At 41.5% G+C, this 17,655-nt stretch carries 14 protein-coding genes and 2 tRNA genes; 7 read left to right on the top strand and 9 right to left on the bottom strand.

The features are described 5' to 3' along the window. The gene (locus ACFQ1M_RS00380) at positions 1–3,828 is read left to right on the top strand and encodes a T9SS type B sorting domain-containing protein (protein WP_386402264.1); all 3,828 of its coding nucleotides are present in this window, start codon (positions 1–3) and stop codon (positions 3,826–3,828) included. Between the two features lie 83 nt (positions 3,829–3,911). Here the strand turns inward: ACFQ1M_RS00380 and ACFQ1M_RS00375 are convergent, their stop codons facing one another. Continuing rightward, on the bottom strand, positions 3,912–5,447 hold the full coding sequence (locus tag ACFQ1M_RS00375) for an OmpP1/FadL family transporter (RefSeq protein WP_386402261.1): 1,536 nt from the start codon (positions 5,445–5,447) through the stop codon (positions 3,912–3,914). A 46-nt stretch (positions 5,448–5,493) separates the two neighbouring features. Continuing rightward, positions 5,494–6,729, bottom strand: coding sequence for a hypothetical protein (locus tag ACFQ1M_RS00370; RefSeq protein ID WP_386402258.1), 1,236 nt, complete (start codon positions 6,727–6,729; stop codon positions 5,494–5,496). A gap of 73 nt (positions 6,730–6,802) precedes the next feature. Between ACFQ1M_RS00370 and proS the strand changes: the two genes are divergently transcribed. The 4 genes from proS to rpsT all read left to right on the top strand — a co-directional run bounded on the left by proS (position 6,803) and on the right by rpsT (position 8,957). Next, complete coding sequence (gene proS / locus ACFQ1M_RS00365; protein ID WP_386402255.1) at positions 6,803–8,281, top strand: proline--tRNA ligase; 1,479 nt, start codon at positions 6,803–6,805, stop codon at positions 8,279–8,281. Between the two features lie 127 nt (positions 8,282–8,408). Continuing rightward, positions 8,409–8,480: transfer RNA gene (locus ACFQ1M_RS00360), tRNA-Glu, on the top strand. An 84-nt stretch (positions 8,481–8,564) separates the two neighbouring features. Next, positions 8,565–8,636, top strand: a tRNA-Glu gene (locus ACFQ1M_RS00355). 69 nt (positions 8,637–8,705) lie between these two features. Beyond that, positions 8,706–8,957: a 30S ribosomal protein S20 gene (gene rpsT / locus ACFQ1M_RS00350; RefSeq protein WP_386402252.1), complete on the top strand. Its 252-nt coding sequence runs from the start codon at positions 8,706–8,708 to the stop codon at positions 8,955–8,957. A gap of 420 nt (positions 8,958–9,377) precedes the next feature. Here rpsT and rho read toward each other — a convergent pair whose 3' ends face one another. Beyond that, positions 9,378–11,018 (bottom strand): transcription termination factor Rho, encoded by a 1,641-nt coding sequence (rho, locus tag ACFQ1M_RS00345; RefSeq protein ID WP_386402249.1) that lies wholly within the window; start codon positions 11,016–11,018, stop codon positions 9,378–9,380. Positions 11,019–11,219: 201 nt separating this feature from the next. Between rho and ACFQ1M_RS00340 the strand changes: the two genes are divergently transcribed. After that, entirely contained in the window at positions 11,220–11,630 is a 411-nt protein-coding gene (locus tag ACFQ1M_RS00340; protein WP_386402246.1) for a DUF4293 domain-containing protein, read from the top strand. Positions 11,631–11,752: 122 nt separating this feature from the next. On the opposite strand, the gene ACFQ1M_RS00335 is transcribed toward ACFQ1M_RS00340, so the two are convergent. From ACFQ1M_RS00335 to ACFQ1M_RS00315, 5 genes are all read right to left on the bottom strand, one after another. Continuing rightward, positions 11,753–12,352 (bottom strand): methyltransferase domain-containing protein, encoded by a 600-nt coding sequence (locus ACFQ1M_RS00335; RefSeq protein ID WP_386402243.1) that lies wholly within the window; start codon positions 12,350–12,352, stop codon positions 11,753–11,755. A gap of 57 nt (positions 12,353–12,409) precedes the next feature. Beyond that, on the bottom strand, positions 12,410–12,892 hold the full coding sequence (locus ACFQ1M_RS00330; RefSeq protein ID WP_386402240.1) for a hypothetical protein: 483 nt from the start codon (positions 12,890–12,892) through the stop codon (positions 12,410–12,412). Positions 12,893–13,101: 209 nt separating this feature from the next. Further along, positions 13,102–13,254: a hypothetical protein gene (locus ACFQ1M_RS00325; protein WP_386402237.1), complete on the bottom strand. Its 153-nt coding sequence runs from the start codon at positions 13,252–13,254 to the stop codon at positions 13,102–13,104. A 297-nt stretch (positions 13,255–13,551) separates the two neighbouring features. Beyond that, positions 13,552–14,634, bottom strand: coding sequence for a helix-turn-helix domain-containing protein (locus ACFQ1M_RS00320; protein ID WP_386402234.1), 1,083 nt, complete (start codon positions 14,632–14,634; stop codon positions 13,552–13,554). A 191-nt stretch (positions 14,635–14,825) separates the two neighbouring features. Next, positions 14,826–15,335, bottom strand: coding sequence for a Dps family protein (locus ACFQ1M_RS00315; RefSeq protein ID WP_386402231.1), 510 nt, complete (start codon positions 15,333–15,335; stop codon positions 14,826–14,828). A gap of 337 nt (positions 15,336–15,672) precedes the next feature. On the opposite strand from ACFQ1M_RS00315, the gene ACFQ1M_RS00310 reads away from it, so the two are divergent. Beyond that, positions 15,673–16,560 (top strand): mechanosensitive ion channel family protein, encoded by an 888-nt coding sequence (locus ACFQ1M_RS00310; RefSeq protein WP_386402228.1) that lies wholly within the window; start codon positions 15,673–15,675, stop codon positions 16,558–16,560. A 2-nt stretch (positions 16,561–16,562) separates the two neighbouring features. On the opposite strand, the gene ACFQ1M_RS00305 is transcribed toward ACFQ1M_RS00310, so the two are convergent. Beyond that, positions 16,563–17,549: a helix-turn-helix domain-containing protein gene (locus tag ACFQ1M_RS00305; protein WP_386402225.1), complete on the bottom strand. Its 987-nt coding sequence runs from the start codon at positions 17,547–17,549 to the stop codon at positions 16,563–16,565. Between the last annotated feature and the right edge of the window lie 106 nt (positions 17,550–17,655).

Genomic DNA, 17,655 nt, shown 5'->3' with positions numbered 1-17,655 from the left:
ATGGGGCATCGAATCATCATATGTGCAATCAGCTTTTTTCTGCTTTTTCTCTATCAAAGTTTTGCCCAGGATTGTGAGAACTCTATTCCCTTTTGTGCAAGTTCGATGGCGCCACAACCATTTGCCAATGTTGTCAATACTCCAGGTGAAGGGACAATAGGTTGTTTAAATACTACACCCAACCCAACCTATTATTTTCTTCGAATCGAACAGGCGGGTGATCTGTCCTACAGTATCATACAAAATACCGATATTACAGATGATGGGGTGATTCAAGGAACCGGAATCGATGTAGACTTTATCGCTTGGGGCCCTTTTACAATGCCAGATGGCCAATGCGGTATATTGGCAGATGGATGTGATACCAATGGTGATGGTATTACAAGTCCTGGTGATTGCCCAAACAATGTTGACAATCCCAGATACTATTTAGGGAATCAAGATAATACCAACATCATCGATTGTAGTTATTCTCCCGCACCTGTGGAAACCTTGACAATTCCCAATGCCCAAGTTGGAGAGTACTACTTGGTATTGATCACGAATTTTGATAATCAAATAGGTGAGATCCTTTTACAGCCTACTAACGGAGCGCCAGATACAGATTGTAGTATCGTTGCAGGAAACTTAGGTCAGGATCAAGATGTCTGCGAAGGCGACACCATAACATTAGACGGTACCACCGATAATGCTGTAAATTATACATGGTCCGTTGATGAAGCTCCTCAAGATGGCACTTTTGTAGACTTAGCATCTGGACCGACCTTGACAACATATGATATTACCACCAATGTTTCTGGAACCTATCGCGTATTTGTGGAGGACGGCAGCGGTAATTCTGATGAGGATACCGTAGAGATCACCTTTTTTACTGTACCTACAGCAAACTCGGTAACTAGTATCGTTCTTTGCGATGGCTTTCCAAATAACAATACTGCTGAGTTCGATTCTAGCATGGTCGAATCACAGCTTGTGGGTGCCCAAACCGGTGTTGTGGTCAGCTATTTCGATGGCATGGGAAATCCGCTACCCAGCCCGCTACCCAACCCTTTTACATCCATTACCCAGACTATTACAGCCAGAGTTGCAAATGCTGGCAATTTGAATTGCTTTAATGAGACCACCTTTGATCTTACTGTCGAGCCTTCACCAAATGTGACAACGGTAGCGGATCTACAAGAATGCGATAGCGATAATGATGGCTTTGCCAATACTTTCGATACCTCTAATGTTGAAGCTACGGTTTTGGGAAGTCAGACAGGCCTCACCATAGAATACTTTGACGGTGCCATGAACTCATTGGGCAGTACATTGCCAAATCCAATGACCAATTGGATGTCAGACCCCACAGGTCCAGGTGGTCCTGAAACTATCACCATCGTTTTGACCGACCCTACAACATCTCTGAATTGCAGTACTACAACGAGCTTTCAATTGATTCCAAATCCATATCCTGTGGCCAATGTGCCACCACCGTTCATCCAATGTGACGATACATCAAATGATGGCGAAGCGATCTTTGTGATGAGTGACCATGATCCCTTTGTGCTAGGAACGCAGGACCCGAATGAATTTACAGTGACCTATCACTTGGATGCTACCGATGCGATAAATGACGTCAATCCGTTACCTGACAACTATAATTATACGGGCGGCGGAGATACCTCTCAGACGATATACGTGCGAATGGAGAACACAAATAATCCAACATGTTTTGATGCTTCGGCAAGCTTTACACTACGTTTAACTTCGACGGGAGTAGTGAATGAGCCCGACGATATCGAGCAATGTGACGATGGTTCTTTTAATGGACTGGAAGGGGACGGCATTGGCCAAATAGATTTCTCTACCTTGAATGCGGAAGTGCTCAATGGTTTGGATCCAACGGAATACACCGTGAGTTATCACACTAGCGAGCCAGATGCCGATGACAATATCAATCCGATCATCGGAATCTATAACAATCCAGTGGCTTACCAAACAGAGACCATTTGGGTGCGAGTGCAAAATATAGACGATTTAGATCCTTCCTTGGTCTGTTATGACATTGGCTCCTTTGATTTTAACGTCTATAGGATGCCTGTGGCCAATACCCCTATGACCTATCAATTATGTGATGATGAGGCTTTTCCGGACGGAGATGGTATTGTCACCTTTGAATTGGGTACACGGGAGGCCGAAATCCTACTTGCACAAGACCCTGCCTTTTTTGATATAAGTTTTCATGATTCTCAAGAAGATGCGGATTTGGACAGAGACCCGCTTAATGAGACGGCCTATGATAATACGGTCGCAAACTCTCAAAGGATCTATGTCCGTATAGAGAATGTGAACAATACCAGCTGTTATCGAACCACATCGTTTCTATTACAAGTAGATGTACAACCAACGGCATTCGAAGTTGATGACGTTGATTCTTGTGATGATACTAGTGATGTTTACAGCAATGGTGTGCAAAATGATGGAATAGCTACCTTAGATTTTGGAACGATCACTCCTTTGGTGCTCAATGGGCAATCAGCTACCGATTTTAATGTTAGCTATCACTTGTCTCCAGTGGATGCGCAAATGAATACTGCACCCTTGACGAATCCGTATTCGAATGATGTGGCGACTGCTTCAACTGAAATTTTCGTGCGAATAGAGAATAGTGTGAATACCAATTGTTTCGATATTAATTCTTTCAACTTTACGGTGTATCCCACACCATTAGATCTAAGACCAGAGGATACGGAAGCGCTTTTGGCGTGTGATGCAGATAATCCCAATTGGAATGATGGGTTTGCAGATTTTGATCTGACACAACGAAGGACACAGATACTTTCGGTATATACAGGAGGACCTTTGGATGGAATATTCAGAGTCAACTTTTACCCACGCGAAGACCAGGCGATCGATGGGGACATTTCTTTTGCCTTGCCTGATATTTTTACAAATGGAATGCCTAATGGACAACCTTTATGGGTAAGAGTCGACAATCCAAATTTTCAGGATTGTTTCATCGTAGAACGGATCGAGGCTGTAGTGGTTGAAAGTCCAATAGAACCTGAGGATCTTGGCGTGGAGCAGCAAGCCATATTATGTTTGAATGATGGTACGGTAGAGATTGGTGTGCCAACACTTTTCAATCCAAATTATTCATATACTTGGTTCAATCCTGATGGATCACAAAGACCGGAAACTACTTCTTCCATCACATTGTCGAATACCGATGCGCAGGGCGATTATATTTGGAGAATTACCTACAACGATCCCAGTCTGCCAGCTTCTTTTTCTGGATGCCCAAGGGATTACGTGATCAGCGTTCGCTATTCTAATGCGCCGGTTTTTGTCCCGGGAAATGAGGTGACCATCGCTTTGGAAATTGAGGGAGCGGCCAGCAATACCATTACCGCCAATATTCAAGATGCCGATCTTTACACGTACGAATACCGATTGGACGATGGCCCATGGCAAAGTAGTGCCACTTTTGAGAATGTTCGTGGCGGAGAGCACCTTGTAACGGTAAGAGATGTCGATGGTTGCCTGCCCAATGCCATTTGGGGGAATATATTCATCATTGATTATCCTCGCTATTTTACACCCAATGGTGATGGATATCACGATGTCTGGAATTTCGATGCGATAAGCCAACGACCCACGGCAAAAATATATCTCTTTGATCGTTATGGAAAACTTTTGAAACAATTGAGTCCACTTAGTGGGGGTTGGGACGGAACGATCAATGGGCAGCCTTTACCGGCCAATGATTATTGGTTTAAGGTGATGTACCCAAAAGAAGACGGTACCATTCAAGAGGTGAAAGGGCATTTTACCCTAAAGAGATAAATCAAGACAAATGAAAACCGAGTATGAACGTGCAGAACATACTCGGTTTTGAAGAAAATAATAGTGGTGTCTTCGATACGATACTATAATTTCAAGGTCAAGGTTAATGTGACATTACTGTTGATATTGTCTACAAAGGCAGTATCAGTTAGGCCAACATTGAATAATTGCTGATTTCGTTCTTGTTGCGCCTGATCGTAGGCAAGGTCCAATTTCCAGCCGCCAAAGCTATATCCTGCTCCAACGGAAAACCCTGTTAGATCTCCAATCGTACTGCCATTTTCATAGGGGCTTTCTTCAAATCGATATCCACCGCGCAAACTAAAGGCCTCTATACGATATTCTGCCCCCAATCTATAATTGTTGGTGGCTTTAAGACTATTGGAGATGAGTGTATTTTCGGCATTAAATCCTGTATTTTGTTTAAATTCGGCACTTCCGAAATCCTTTCTTGTATAGTCAAAACTTATCAGGCCTTGCTTTCCGAAGATGTAGGCAAAACTACCTGTGAGCTCTCCCGGAGTTCGCAGACGATAGTCATCGAAAAGAGTGATCACATTGGGTGCTACTACATCTTCAAAATCTAGACTTGGATCATTGATGTCAACTGGGTCTACTGTAAATACTCTTACCGCCTGAGATAGTTCGTCGTTCAATCGATACCAAGTTGGAGATTGATAGGAAACCCCGAGACGTACATCATCGTTTACCTTAGCAATGGCACCCGCCTGAAACGAAAAACCTGTTCCGTAGGTATATAGCTCGTTGGCAAACTCGATCTCTGTGACCGAAAAGTCATTAACTCTATCAAATCCTATCTCAGAAATAAAGGTGCTTCGTCTATAATCAACAACATGCGAGTTAAGATTTAGCCCTAAATATAGATTCTCCTTATACTGTGCTGCTAGGTTGAAGGTAAATTTTCTATTATAATCGCTCGTAGCGTATGAGTATTCTTGATCTACTCCACTGGCATACGATGCATTGGAAATATATTCGTCAATGCCATTACCACTCGGGTCTAGGTCTAGTATGAATGATTCGTAACCTAGAAAGGCCTGTTGATGCCCAAAACCAAATGCACGTCCAATATCGATATATGCCTCTGTGAGTGATTCTCCGGGCTGGGCCGAAATATTGGCAATGTCCAATCCTTGAGCATAGGTCAAAAAGTACTGGTCTACACTCGTCGTGCCGATTCCAGCAACAAAAAGATTGTCATTGAAGTTGTTGACGTTTTGATAGTTGAAACCTAGAGAAAACTTTGTCCAATCAGAGTTTCCAGTATTATCGAATACGAAAACCGCTCCTGCTTGACCAATATCGAAGGCCGAATCACTGGCATTAGTTGCGGTCCCAAAGTAGGACGCATCATTATCATTATTATAGCTTGTTAGAGATATGGCGATTTCACCAGTGCTAAAGACTGCAGACCCTGCTGGATTGGTAGCCATTGCTGAGAGGTCGCCACCGAGCGCTCCGAAGGCGCCGCTCATCGCTCTATAACGAGCTGTTCCCGAAAGTTGATTTGTCGAATATCGCAAGGCGTCCGTTATATCTTGTGCATTCGAAAAGGACACAGCAAGCACCGATAGGATAAATAGACCTATTTTTTTCATAATGTTTTTAATTTAAGGTTGTAGTGTACTTAGGGTGAATGTGTTTTTAGTTTCCTCTACGGCCACCGCCACCTCTAGATCCGCCAGAGCTTCTGCCTCCGCTAGATCCTCGGGAGAAGCTCCCGCTGCTTCTAGAAGACGACGACCTTGGCGAGTAGCTCCTATTGTTTGAGCTACCTCTTCTTGTAGAGCTGCTTCTGGTGCGAGTTCCAGAATTTCCAGAACGCACGCGAGTGCCTGAGTTGCCAGAGCGCACTCTTGTTCCAGAATTTCCAGAGCGCACTCTCGTTCCAGAGTTGCCGCTATCCACTCTAGTTCCCGTGCTGCCGCGTCGGCGAACCGTATTTCCGTTGTTACTATTTCTAATTCTCGTGCGTGTATTATTTCTTACATCGCCATCAACGCCGACACCATTTCTTCTGATCGTTGACCTTCGGCTTACACCCGTTCTTCGACTATTAGAAACATTTCCGCGTCTATTATAATTCGTGTTTCCTCTTCTACTGACATTGCTGTTCCTGGAGGCGACGCCACTTCTTCTTGATCCAATAGTATTGTTAAGGGCATAACCGCCTCGACGACCTCTTGCAAAGGCTACATTGTTATATCTACCATAGAAGCCTCCATAGTAAGGACCGTAGAAGCCACCATAGAAGCCTCCCCAGAAAGGGTCATAAAAGCCTCCGTAGAACGGTCCGCCCCAGGCCCAATTGTTCCAGCCCCAGCCAAAATTCCAGCGGTTCCAGCCCCAACCCCAGTTGTTCCAACCCCAGTTGTTCCAGCCCCAGTTATTCCAGCCCCAACCCCAGTTGTTCCAACCCCAGTTGTTGCTGTATATGTTGATGCTGACATCTGTGGCATTATCGCCCCAAGATCCAAAACCTTGAGAAGTATATTCGCCATCATCGAAATCCTGCGCCATATCATCTTCGTCGATGTCTTCTGTGCTAGAGTAGTCATCAATATCTGTAAATATTTCTCCTTCTTGGATCTGCGCGGCCTGTTCTGCTTTCTTATCGAAGTAATTCTTGTAGACTGAAGAAGACGCTTCCTCTGCTTTTGGAGCTTCAGTTCTATCTTCTCTATCTTCGGTAGTGGTGGTAACTTGGTAATTGTCCACATTATCTCCGTAGATTCCATCATTGTCATAGTAGGACGCCTGCTGGTAGGTACCACAGGATACTAGCAATATCGCCGAGCCCATTATCAAAGTAATGCGCTCCAATTGCTTTTTAAGTTTGTAAAGAGGTTGCATATCGCCTATTTTTTTATTGTTGGACATATCAAAAATAGTTAGTTTTGCCTAAACTATTTTTCTTTAATATAGTCACAATATTTGTGCCAAACTACTGCTGATGAGTAAGAAATTGACTAAAAGAAGTGAAGATTATTCAAAATGGTATAATGAATTGGTCGTAAAGGCTGATCTGGCCGAAAATTCAGCGGTAAGAGGTTGTATGGTAATAAAGCCTTACGGCTATGCGATATGGGAAAAGATGCAGGCCGAATTGGACCGAATGTTCAAGGAAACGGGGCACCAAAACGCCTATTTCCCATTATTTGTTCCTAAAAGTTTGTTTGAGGCCGAAGAGAAAAATGCCGAAGGGTTTGCCAAGGAATGTGCGGTAGTAACACATTATCGACTTCAAAATGACCCCGAAAGACCTGGGAAGTTACGGGTAGACCCGCAGGCCAAGTTGGAGGAGGAGTTGGTGGTGCGACCAACCTCCGAAGCGATCATTTGGAGTACTTATAAGAACTGGATCCAATCTTACAGGGACCTTCCTATACTCGTTAATCAGTGGGCCAATGTAGTTCGTTGGGAAATGCGTACTCGACTTTTCTTGCGCACCGCAGAGTTTCTATGGCAAGAGGGGCATACCGCACATGCGACGAAAGAAGAGGCACTTGCCGAGGCCGAACAGATGAATGATGTGTATGCCGAGTTTGCAGAGAATTTTATGGCGATTCCGGTTGTAAAGGGGGTAAAGACCGAGAGCGAGCGTTTTGCCGGTGCTGAGGAGACCTATTGCATCGAAGCGCTCATGCAAGATGGGAAAGCGCTTCAGGCCGGAACATCGCATTTCCTTGGGCAGAATTTTGCCAAGGCCTTTGATGTGAAATTTGCAACCAAAGAAGGAAAGCAAGAATATGTATGGGCCACTTCTTGGGGTGTTTCTACGCGCCTCATGGGGGCATTGGTCATGACGCATAGCGATGACAACGGATTGGTACTGCCACCAAATCTGGCTCCGATACAAGTGGTCATCGTTCCAATATATAAGGGCGATGAGCAATTGGCGCAGATATCGGAAGTGGCCAATGAGATCGTAAGAGACTTACGGGCTAAAGGAATTTCCGTAAAATTTGACGATAGAGATACTCATAAACCAGGTTTTAAATTCAATGAGTACGAGCTTAAAGGTGTGCCCGTTCGTATCGCCATTGGACCAAAGGACCTTGAGAAGGGTACGGTAGAGATCGCCCGGCGGGATACTTTGGAAAAACAGTTTGTCGCTAAGACAGAAATTGTAGAGACCATAGTGCAGCTGATGTCTGATATCCAATCGAATTTACACAAAAAAGCATTTGACTTTAGAAATGCTCACATCACTGAGGTGAATGACTTCGACGAATTCAAAGAGGTCTTGGAGGCCAAGGGAGGTTTTCTTTTGGCGCATTGGGATGGCACTGTAGAAACCGAAGATAAAATAAAGGAATTGACCAAGGCTACGATACGTTGTATACCCTTAGATGCAAAGGAGGAAGAAGGTGTTTGTGTATATAGTGGTAAGCCTTCCAACAAGCGGGTATTATTCGCAAAGGCATACTAAAGATAAAAAAGCTCAAAAAAGTTTAGAGCACTATTGCAACATTTAAAAATAGTTGTATTTTTGCACCCGCCTGCGATACATAAATTTAATTTTGATGTCTGGCAGGTCCGCAATTAGGCAAAAATGCGGCCCATTCGTCTAGTGGTTAGGACGCCAGGTTTTCATCCTGGAAACAGGAGTTCGATTCTCCTATGGGCTACGATCTTTGAAATTATGAGTTATGAAAGTTTTTAATTATGAATAAGCGTTCATAATTCTAAAAATCGTAATTCGTAATTCATTTGGCCCATTCGTCTAGTGGTTAGGACGCCAGGTTTTCATCCTGGAAACAGGAGTTCGATTCTCCTATGGGCTACGACAAATAATTCAGAATATCTTTATTCTGAATTCTGAATTAGATTGAAAAATATTAATACGAAAGAAGATGGCAAATCACAAGTCGGCATTAAAAAGAATTAGAAGAAACGAGTCAGCTCGTCTCAGAAACAAATATCAGCATAAAACTACGCGTAATGCGATCAAAAAACTACGTGCGTTGACTGATAAGAAAGAGGCGGAAAGCTTATTGCCAACAGTAGCATCGATGCTAGATCGATTGGCAAAGAGAAATATCATTCATAGCAATAAGGCGGCCAATTTAAAGTCTAGCCTTACAAAGCATGTGAATGCACTTTAACTAATGGCTACTTTTTGTGGCATGAAGCTCCCATTTCGGGGGCTTTTTTTGTTTGGTGAAAGTTCTAAAAGAGTGGAGAGGTGCCGATATTCACTCTTTATTGAAGCGAATAGTGTAAAACAAGTTACTTGCTGGATTGGACAATACTTTTTTGAAGGCCTTCTTCTTATTGTAGAGATAAAAAATGAAAACACTTCCTACGTCCTTCTTTTGGAACGTGGTCAGCGTGCAATATTTGTAACCTTCGCCAAATTCACAGTCCAATTTCACCGTTGCGGTAGCTCCCCAGTCTGCACCAATTATATTTTTGCGCCTTTAAAAATAGTAGTAGCTAACATAGTGGCATTAACATTGGGATAAAAGAAATCCCCTCAGATGATAAGCCAAGGGGATCAAATACTATGATTTTTTAAAAGGATCTTATTGATTCATCGTCATCAAGAACTCTTCGTTGCTTCGAGTGCGTTTCATGCGGTCTTCAATGAATTCCATAGCTTCCACTGGATTCATGTCAGCCAAATATTTGCGTAAGATCCAGATGCGTTGAATTTCTTTCTCATCTAACAATAGGTCATCTCTACGTGTACTAGAAGAAATAAGGTCGATGGCAGGGAATATTCGGCGGTTAGAGATACGTCTGTCTAACTGAAGCTCCATATTACCTGTTCCTTTGAATTCTTCAAAGATCACCTCATCCATTTTAGATCCTGTCTCCGTCAATGCCGTTGCAATGATCGATAGCGATCCACCACCTTCAATATTACGGGCAGCACCAAAGAATCGTTTAGGTTTGTGTAATGCATTGGCATCTACACCACCGCTTAAAACTTTACCAGAAGCTGGTTGTACGGTGTTATAAGCACGCGCCAATCGCGTTATAGAATCGAGTAAGATGACGACATCATGCCCGCATTCTACCAAACGCTTTGCCTTCTCTAATACAATATTGGCTACTCTAACATGTTCAGAGGCTTCTTTGTCAAAAGTGGAAGCGATCACCTCACCGCGAACGTTTCGTTGCATGTCTGTGACTTCCTCTGGTCGCTCGTCTATTAATAGGATGATCTGGTATACTTCTGGATGGCTTGCTGCAATCGCGTTGGCAATATCCTTTAGCAACATTGTCTTACCGGTCTTTGGTTGCGAAACGATCATTCCGCGTTGCCCTTTTCCGATAGGGGCGAATAAGTCTAAGATTCTGGTTGAGAGCGTGCTGCGCTTATCTGCCAGATTGAATTTTTCTTCTGGGAATAAAGGCGTCAAATGCTCAAATGATACACGGTCCCTTACTACTTGGGGATCCATACCGTTGATCTTGCTTACCTTGATCAGTGGAAAGTATTTTTCACCTTCTTTAGGCGGACGTACATGGCCCAGTACCGTGTCTCCTGTCTTTAATCCAAATAATCGAATTTGCGACTGCGATACATAAATGTCATCTGGTGAGGAAAGGTAGTTATAGTCGCTAGAGCGCAAGAAACCATATCCGTCCTGCATGATATCCAGTACACCCTCGCTTTCGATGATGCCATCAAATTCATAATCTGGCTCTCTATAGCGATTGCGCTTGTCCTTATTGAAGTTTTGATCCTTCTGTTGATCTCTGTTCTGCTGTTGATTGCGATGTTTGTTGTGACCATCTTTTTTGTGGTCGCGTTGTTTGTTTTGACGCTGCTGATTCTGTCCTTGATGCTTGTTGTCTTGAGGCTTGCTTTCGCGCTTATGACTTTTCTGCTCATTGCTTTTTTGATGCGCAGGCTCAGGCTTTTTCTCAGGAGATTTATCCTGTTGTGCGGCGGTGCCGCCAGCCTTGTCGTCTAAAGGTAGTTTTTCTTGAGTGCTCGCTTTTCTAGGCTTGCGCTCTTTTCTTGGAGGATTTGCTCGCTTCGGAGCTTCCTCTTTGGTATCTGTTTTCTCAATAGGATTGGCTGCTATGTGATCGATGATCTTATAGACAAGATCGAGCTTTTTGAGTCCGGTGATTCTTTTAACACCAATTTCTTTGGCTATTTCCTGTAACTCAGGAAGCTTTTTTTCTTTTAGTTCTGAAATCTCAAACATGAAATGAGGTTAATTGTGAATTCTATTTAAAATAGAAAATGTGGTGAATATTACGAATAAATAGAAAAGTGTCTTTTGTGGGGAATGCAAATGAAGATAAACAACTTGCGCATTCTCCTTGCAATAATACAAATTAATTTTAACAAACAAATGGTATTTTAACAAAAGAACTGCTATTTTTGCCATTCGACAATAAAAATAATGCTACAACGTATTCAAACATTATATTTGTTGCTGGCGGCCAATGTAAATAGTACGCTGGTTTTCTTGCTTTCTTTTGGAGTGTATGCCAATGGAAAGGTGTTCATCATCAAAGAAGAGAACTTGCTTCTAGGGGTCTTTCTGATGTCGGCATTTTTGGCTGTAGTGGCCATATTTATGTATAAGAATAGAAAAAATCAATTTGTGATCAACAGATTGAATATGATATTAAATCTTTTTTTACTAGGAGTTTTCGTGTATCGTTCCCTAAGTGTATCCGGAGAGGCTCATGTCTCGGAGAAGGGTGTTGGGATGCTTCTTCCTGTGATTTCTATCGTTTTATTAGTGTTGGCCAATAAGGCTATTAAAAAGGATGAAGAGCTCGTAAAATCTGTGGACCGATTGCGTTAAAACCTATCATCTTAGTAGTATTAGTGCGAGAAAGGCCCGACTGTAAAGTTGGGCCTTTTGTTTTTGACAGGACGTCTATAGGTTCCGACCTCAATACCATGCCATCATTCTTAGGTAACGATTCACTTTTTTTGGAAGATTCCAAATAATTCATTCCTGGATCGCTCTGGAATCGAATTATAGCACCTTTCAAAGGAATTAACCTTAAAATAAGGGGAGAGGTATTTTAGATATAACGCCCTATGACCACCGAATGGTCGTTTTTTCATATCGTTCGTAAGGGGAATGTCGAACCATAGCCCTACCAATTTTCCTTTGTCTTTGAGTAGGGCATGCATTTTTTGAGCATAACGATTTCGATTCTCATCGGTGGGAACGAAAGAACAGAAGAAGGTTTGTTCTATGATCAGATCGTATGCTCCTTCATGAGAAAAGAAATCCTTATGGATCAGCTGCTCATTAGCCATGTTCGGATTTCTGTCTTTGAAATCCTTTAGCGGCACTTCGGAAATGTCCAGGATATGTATATTCTTAAAACCTTGTTGAAGTAGGTATTCTGCTTCATAAGCGTTGCCAGCTCCGGGAATTAATATGCTGATATCCTTATTGGTAAGTTGATCGATATATCTTTTTATCGGGGTGGAGGGATAACCTATATCCCAACCCATACGTGATTCCTTATATCGGTCGGTCCAATATTGCTCTTCTTTGGAGTGCTTCATGATGTAAAAATAGCGCAACTTGTCCTCATGGCAGCAATATAACGTGCCAACAAAACTTTATTTTTCCACTGGTCTTTTAAAAATGTATCGGGTGATGAATATTCCTTGACCATCGGTCTCGCCGGCATCACTTTCAACAGCACTGACCACAAATATCAGGTCCCAGCCTTCTGCGAGCATGGCCGTAAGTTTTGAGGAGATCACTGCGTCATTGGCAGCGATGTTCTGAAAACGAATTCCAGCCACATTGTAAAAGTTAAGCAACTTGGTCTCTTCGAAGTCTTTTACACGAATCTTTTTTCGTTTTGACTTGTTTCGCGTGTTGTCTTCCTCGGTCTGCTGAGAAGAGAACTCTTCATAGTCACGAACCGCATCTGTAGAGATGAGTCTAGAACGCCCTAGGCCTAGCGGAACGATGGATTCTACGCTGGTAATGACTTTGACCTCATATTTAGGGCTTTGGTCTACAGTAGCATTTTGCGCGGAGGAGCAAAAGATAGTACCGATAATAGTAATCGTAATTAGTATATGCTTTTTCATTTCAACATATTTAGATGGTAAGTAAAATAGTAAAGGTTGTATTCTCGGCGTCAAAAGTAGTCTTGGATATGCACTAAAACCATGATATTTGTCAAATGGATGAACACAGTGCGCATAAAAAACTCCAAGCTTCTATAGCATGGAGTATGTAGATTTTGTCAGGTATTATATAAATGTTTTCTTCCTTATAAATAGAAAGATACTTACTTCTAAAAATATTCGAAATAGATGCCTGTAGCGATGACTGTAATGATCAAAAATATCAATGCGGCAGTAATGAATCTAGCACCAAAAATAGTCTTGGTGTTCTTTTGAAAAATATAATCTCTTCGTTCATTTTCAGGATCTTTAACAAGTTTCATGTTTTACTAGTTTATATTATTTTGTTAGTTAATAATTAGATAAATAAGGTTGTAATGATCATGGATAACTTCACGGCCTTCCTTTGTTGGAACTACTGTAAAATTCTTTTAGTGCATGCGTAATCTTTTTATTTTCATGCTGATTGCGTGACATCATTAATAATCGTTAAGATAACTATATGAGTTTAGATAATTTGACCGAAATGAATTAGGTATTGACTGATATCATGTAGCTATTTATTTATTAGGTTCAGTAATGTAAGCTAATTTCTTATAGTAGAGGCGAAGACCTGCATATTAGAACACTGCTACCATGGCGGACTGCATTTTAGGGACACCATTCTTTTGAGAAATTCTTAATAACGATTCTTTACGCTGTTTCTGATAATCGCTTGGACTGATATTATATTTTTCCTTAAAGATCTTAGAGAAATAACTTCGACTGCTGAAACCTATAGAATACACAATTTGTGAGATATTGAGTTCAGTGGTGTTGATCAAATCTCTTGCGGCCTCCAAGCGGACATGTCGTATGTATTCGGTCACGGTCTTTGCATACAACAGCTTAAATCCCTCTTGAAGTTTTGCCTGTGAAAGACCGGACTGTAAGGAAAGCTCTTCGAGGGAGTATTCCTTAGAAACATGCTCTACAATTTGTTTTGCTAGGTTGCGAATAATTCTAAGTTCGTTTTTCAATAGACTCGTTGGTATTACTTCGCTCTTTTGGGCCTTGTCGTGCTCTTGAATATGCCCAGACAATATTTGATATACCAGGCCTTCAATTTGAAGCACCCGTATCATACCATCACCTTCGATCTCTCTCAAACCGGCAATCTTTTCGCCTAGTTTCAGATTATAAGTTCCGAAATAAGCGAAATGATCATGATGGTCGGTGTCGACAAAGACCTCATATAATTTCTTGTTCAGTGAGGACAAATGATTGGTTCGTTTGTTCATGAACTGCTTTCTAACTATTTGGATGACATTGATCTCCAATTTTTCTCCTTTGGGAAAATATCCATAATTGTAGCCACCGTCTTTGCTGGTGATGATCACCGACTGAAATTGCTCTAGTCGCTTCGACTCGTTCTGAAACCCAAATCGATGGGCACAATGGCCTTTAAGACAATACGCGAAATGGATAGGATTGAATTTAGATGCATCCATCTTAAGTTCTACCTCATCATGGAAAATGATATCATATTCTAGCATATTCACTCCCCAATCGAAATTTATAAAGCGTATAGCTCCCTTTGCGAACTTGGAGTCGACCTCGAGGGTATACTCCCCCCATTCCTCAATGATTTTCCCTCCTATTACTTCTTGGATCTGTCTTACGGTGCCTTCGGTATTTTCTGAGGTAATATTAATGTGTAGCATGGTGGTGGTTATTATTTTGTTTAACGCAAGATATAAAAAGCTAAACAAAATAATGTTAAGGAAAAGACAAAAAGCTTCGACCTAAGCCAAAGCTTTCCTTTACTCACCTCGTAATTCTTTTAAATTATTGCTTGTAGTCTGTGTTGTGATCACAACATCGTCTGCAATAGTTTTTCAATGTTCAAGAAACATTATAAAGTATTCTTTATAACCTCCGTTTTTAACTGGTCTTGTGTGTTTTTACTCCAAGCATCCAGCATCCAGCTTGATTTTTCCAATTGAGCAATGTAACTTCCCATCATATCAATGGAACCCTCATCCCCAGCTTTTTCTGCATGTGAGATCACAATGCGCATTTGCATGAGGATCTGCTTATGATCCTTCAATATTTCTGAGACCATTTCCCTATCGGTAATTAAACCAGACGTCTCTTTGAGGCTTGAAATATTGAGATATTCGGCAAATCGACTTACTGGGTGAAAACGCAACGTTAAAATACGTTCTGCTATTTCATCTATCTTCATCTTTGCATCGTCATAGAGTGCTTCGAACTGATTATGAAGGTCGAAAAAGTTTTTGCCCAAAATATTCCAATGAAAGTTACGCAGCTTTTGATAATAGATATGATAGTCGGCCAAGAGCGTATTCAATTCTGTGGCGACCGGTAATAATTTTTGATCATTCATGTTTAAGTAATCCATATTCCAATTTTTTTAATGTTAGCAATTTTTTTGTAGGTCAATCTGACCATTTTGACAAAAGTAGTATCGTAAATCACGGATCCTTTGCTCGTTTACCATAATTCTTAATGCGAATTATAAGTGTTGTGATTTGCAATATTTCTGCTGGCTATTCTAAGATTCTTTGTACTTTGTTGGCTAGTTGCGATTTGACCTTTTAAGTCAATCAAACTGTCAAATGGGCACGACTTTGCCTGCCTCAGAAAGTACATTTGTGGTGATTGGAATAAATTTTTTTGTCATGATGAATCATTGAACGGATGCGTTCATGATCAATGATCAAACTAAATCGAAAAATATGAGTATACAGTTAGCTGAAAAAGCGAAAAATGCTTGGGACAAAATGATCACGCGATTAGAAGGTTGGTTGGACGCATTGATAGTCAATCTCCCCAATCTTATCATTGCAATTGTGGTCTTCAGCCTGTCCTTGATACTTTCAAAATACATAAGCAGATTGGTTCTGAAGGTGCTGAAGAAAAGCAAATTGCAGCCATCGATGCGAAATCTGATCAGCAAGATCGTATCCATCATGATCGTACTTCTTGGTTTGTTTCTCATTTTAGGGATACTTAATCTAAGCAAGACCTTGAACACCGTTCTTGCTGGTGCGGGAGTAGCTGGTCTGGCAGTAGGTCTGGCCTTACAAGGAGCGCTGGCCAACACCTATTCGGGAATCGTGCTATCGTACATTAAAAATATAAAATTTGGCGATTGGGTAACTACAAATGGCTATGAAGGCGAGGTTGTGGATATCGACCTGCGCGCTGTTACCCTGAAGGAGGTCGATAATAACTTGGTGTATATACCTAACAAATTGGTTGTTGAAAAACCTATTAAAAACCATTCCATTACCGATCAGTCGAGAGTTATTGTAAATTGCGGCGTGGGTTATGGTTCGGATCTTAGGAAAGTAAGAGATATTGTAGTGCAAGTCATTGTGGACAACTTTGATTATGTAAATAAGGCCGAAGATGTCATTTTCTTGTACAGAGAATTTGGAGATAGTTCTATAAACTTTGAAACGCGCTTTTGGATCAATTCTAAATCAGGTTTAGAGGTAGCCAAAGCGAAGACCGAAGCGATCATACTTATCAAAGACGCGTTTGATGAGAATGGCATCAATATCCCATTCCCGATACGCACGATGAACTTTCCAGAAGTGCTGAAGATCGAGCAAAAGTGAAATTAGATGGCCAAAGTAGCGGTGCCCATTCCGTCTCCCACCTCGGCATTATGACGTTGTCGATACTCTCTGGGAGAATAGGCATATCGTTTTTTGAAGATCTTACAGAAATAACTTCTACTCGTTAAGCCTACGGTGTAGACAATTTCGGAAATGGTGAGGTCGGTGGTTTTGATCAGCTGCTCTGCTTTTTCTACCCGTACATTTCTTACATAATCCGAAAGCGTTCTATTGTGCAAAGATTTCAGACCTTCCTGTAATTTGGATGGTGCAATCCCGAAAGCGCGACAAAGAAAATTAACAGAGTAGGGCGTTTCAGGTGCTTTTAGAATTTGCTTGCTGATCGCGCTAACCTGTTCCAACTCTCTCTCTGTAAGGCTAGTTTGATTATTTTTCTTATTCAATTTATCGTTGATATTACCAATAATTCCAGCCAACATCAATTGCCCGAAACCATGAATCTTTATCGTATTCAACGTTCTAAGGTCATTATGTATTTCTACAAGTGTCTGGGCAAGCGCCATCAATTTAAGGTCCATACTACCTACAAAAAATCGATAAGGAAGCTGTTGCGAGAACCCTACTTTTTCTTTGGCAGGGGATAGTACAAAAATAAAGAACTGATAATGCACTTCACGGAAAAGGGATAAGACCGCTTGGTTCTTTTGGTCGCACAGATACACCCCAGGGCGATGTTTTTGTAGATCAAAGTGCTTTTCTTGCCTTATCTCAACATGAAGAGGGTTGCTGATGGCGTATAGAAAGAAGGTACTTCCTTTGATTGCCGTGTTCAAGCTATAGCAGAAATCTTTTGTGGTCTTAAAATCGAAAAAATAAAGCTCGAGTGATTCGTTGATCCTGCTCTTTTCAATTTTTCCGACCGCTTGATGCATCGGCAATTCCTTCTGTTCTCTGTAATAGCAATTAGCATTTACACGATCTTCCTCAAAGAGGTCAATGAACGAATTGATGTTTTGAGGTGGTTGCATGGCTAAAGTTATTGGTGGAAGATAAAAGTAAAAGGTTTCGATAAAATTGTTTGATGTTTTAAGATAAATAGTTAACAAAATAAGGCTAAGCTAAACTTTCTAAGCA

The sequence above is a fragment of the Sungkyunkwania multivorans genome, assembly GCF_042675645.1.
In the GTDB taxonomy this organism is placed as follows: domain Bacteria; phylum Bacteroidota; class Bacteroidia; order Flavobacteriales; family Flavobacteriaceae; genus Sungkyunkwania; species Sungkyunkwania multivorans.
Note: the sequence above shows the minus strand (reverse complement) of the source record. Positions and strands in the feature narration are given on the sequence as shown.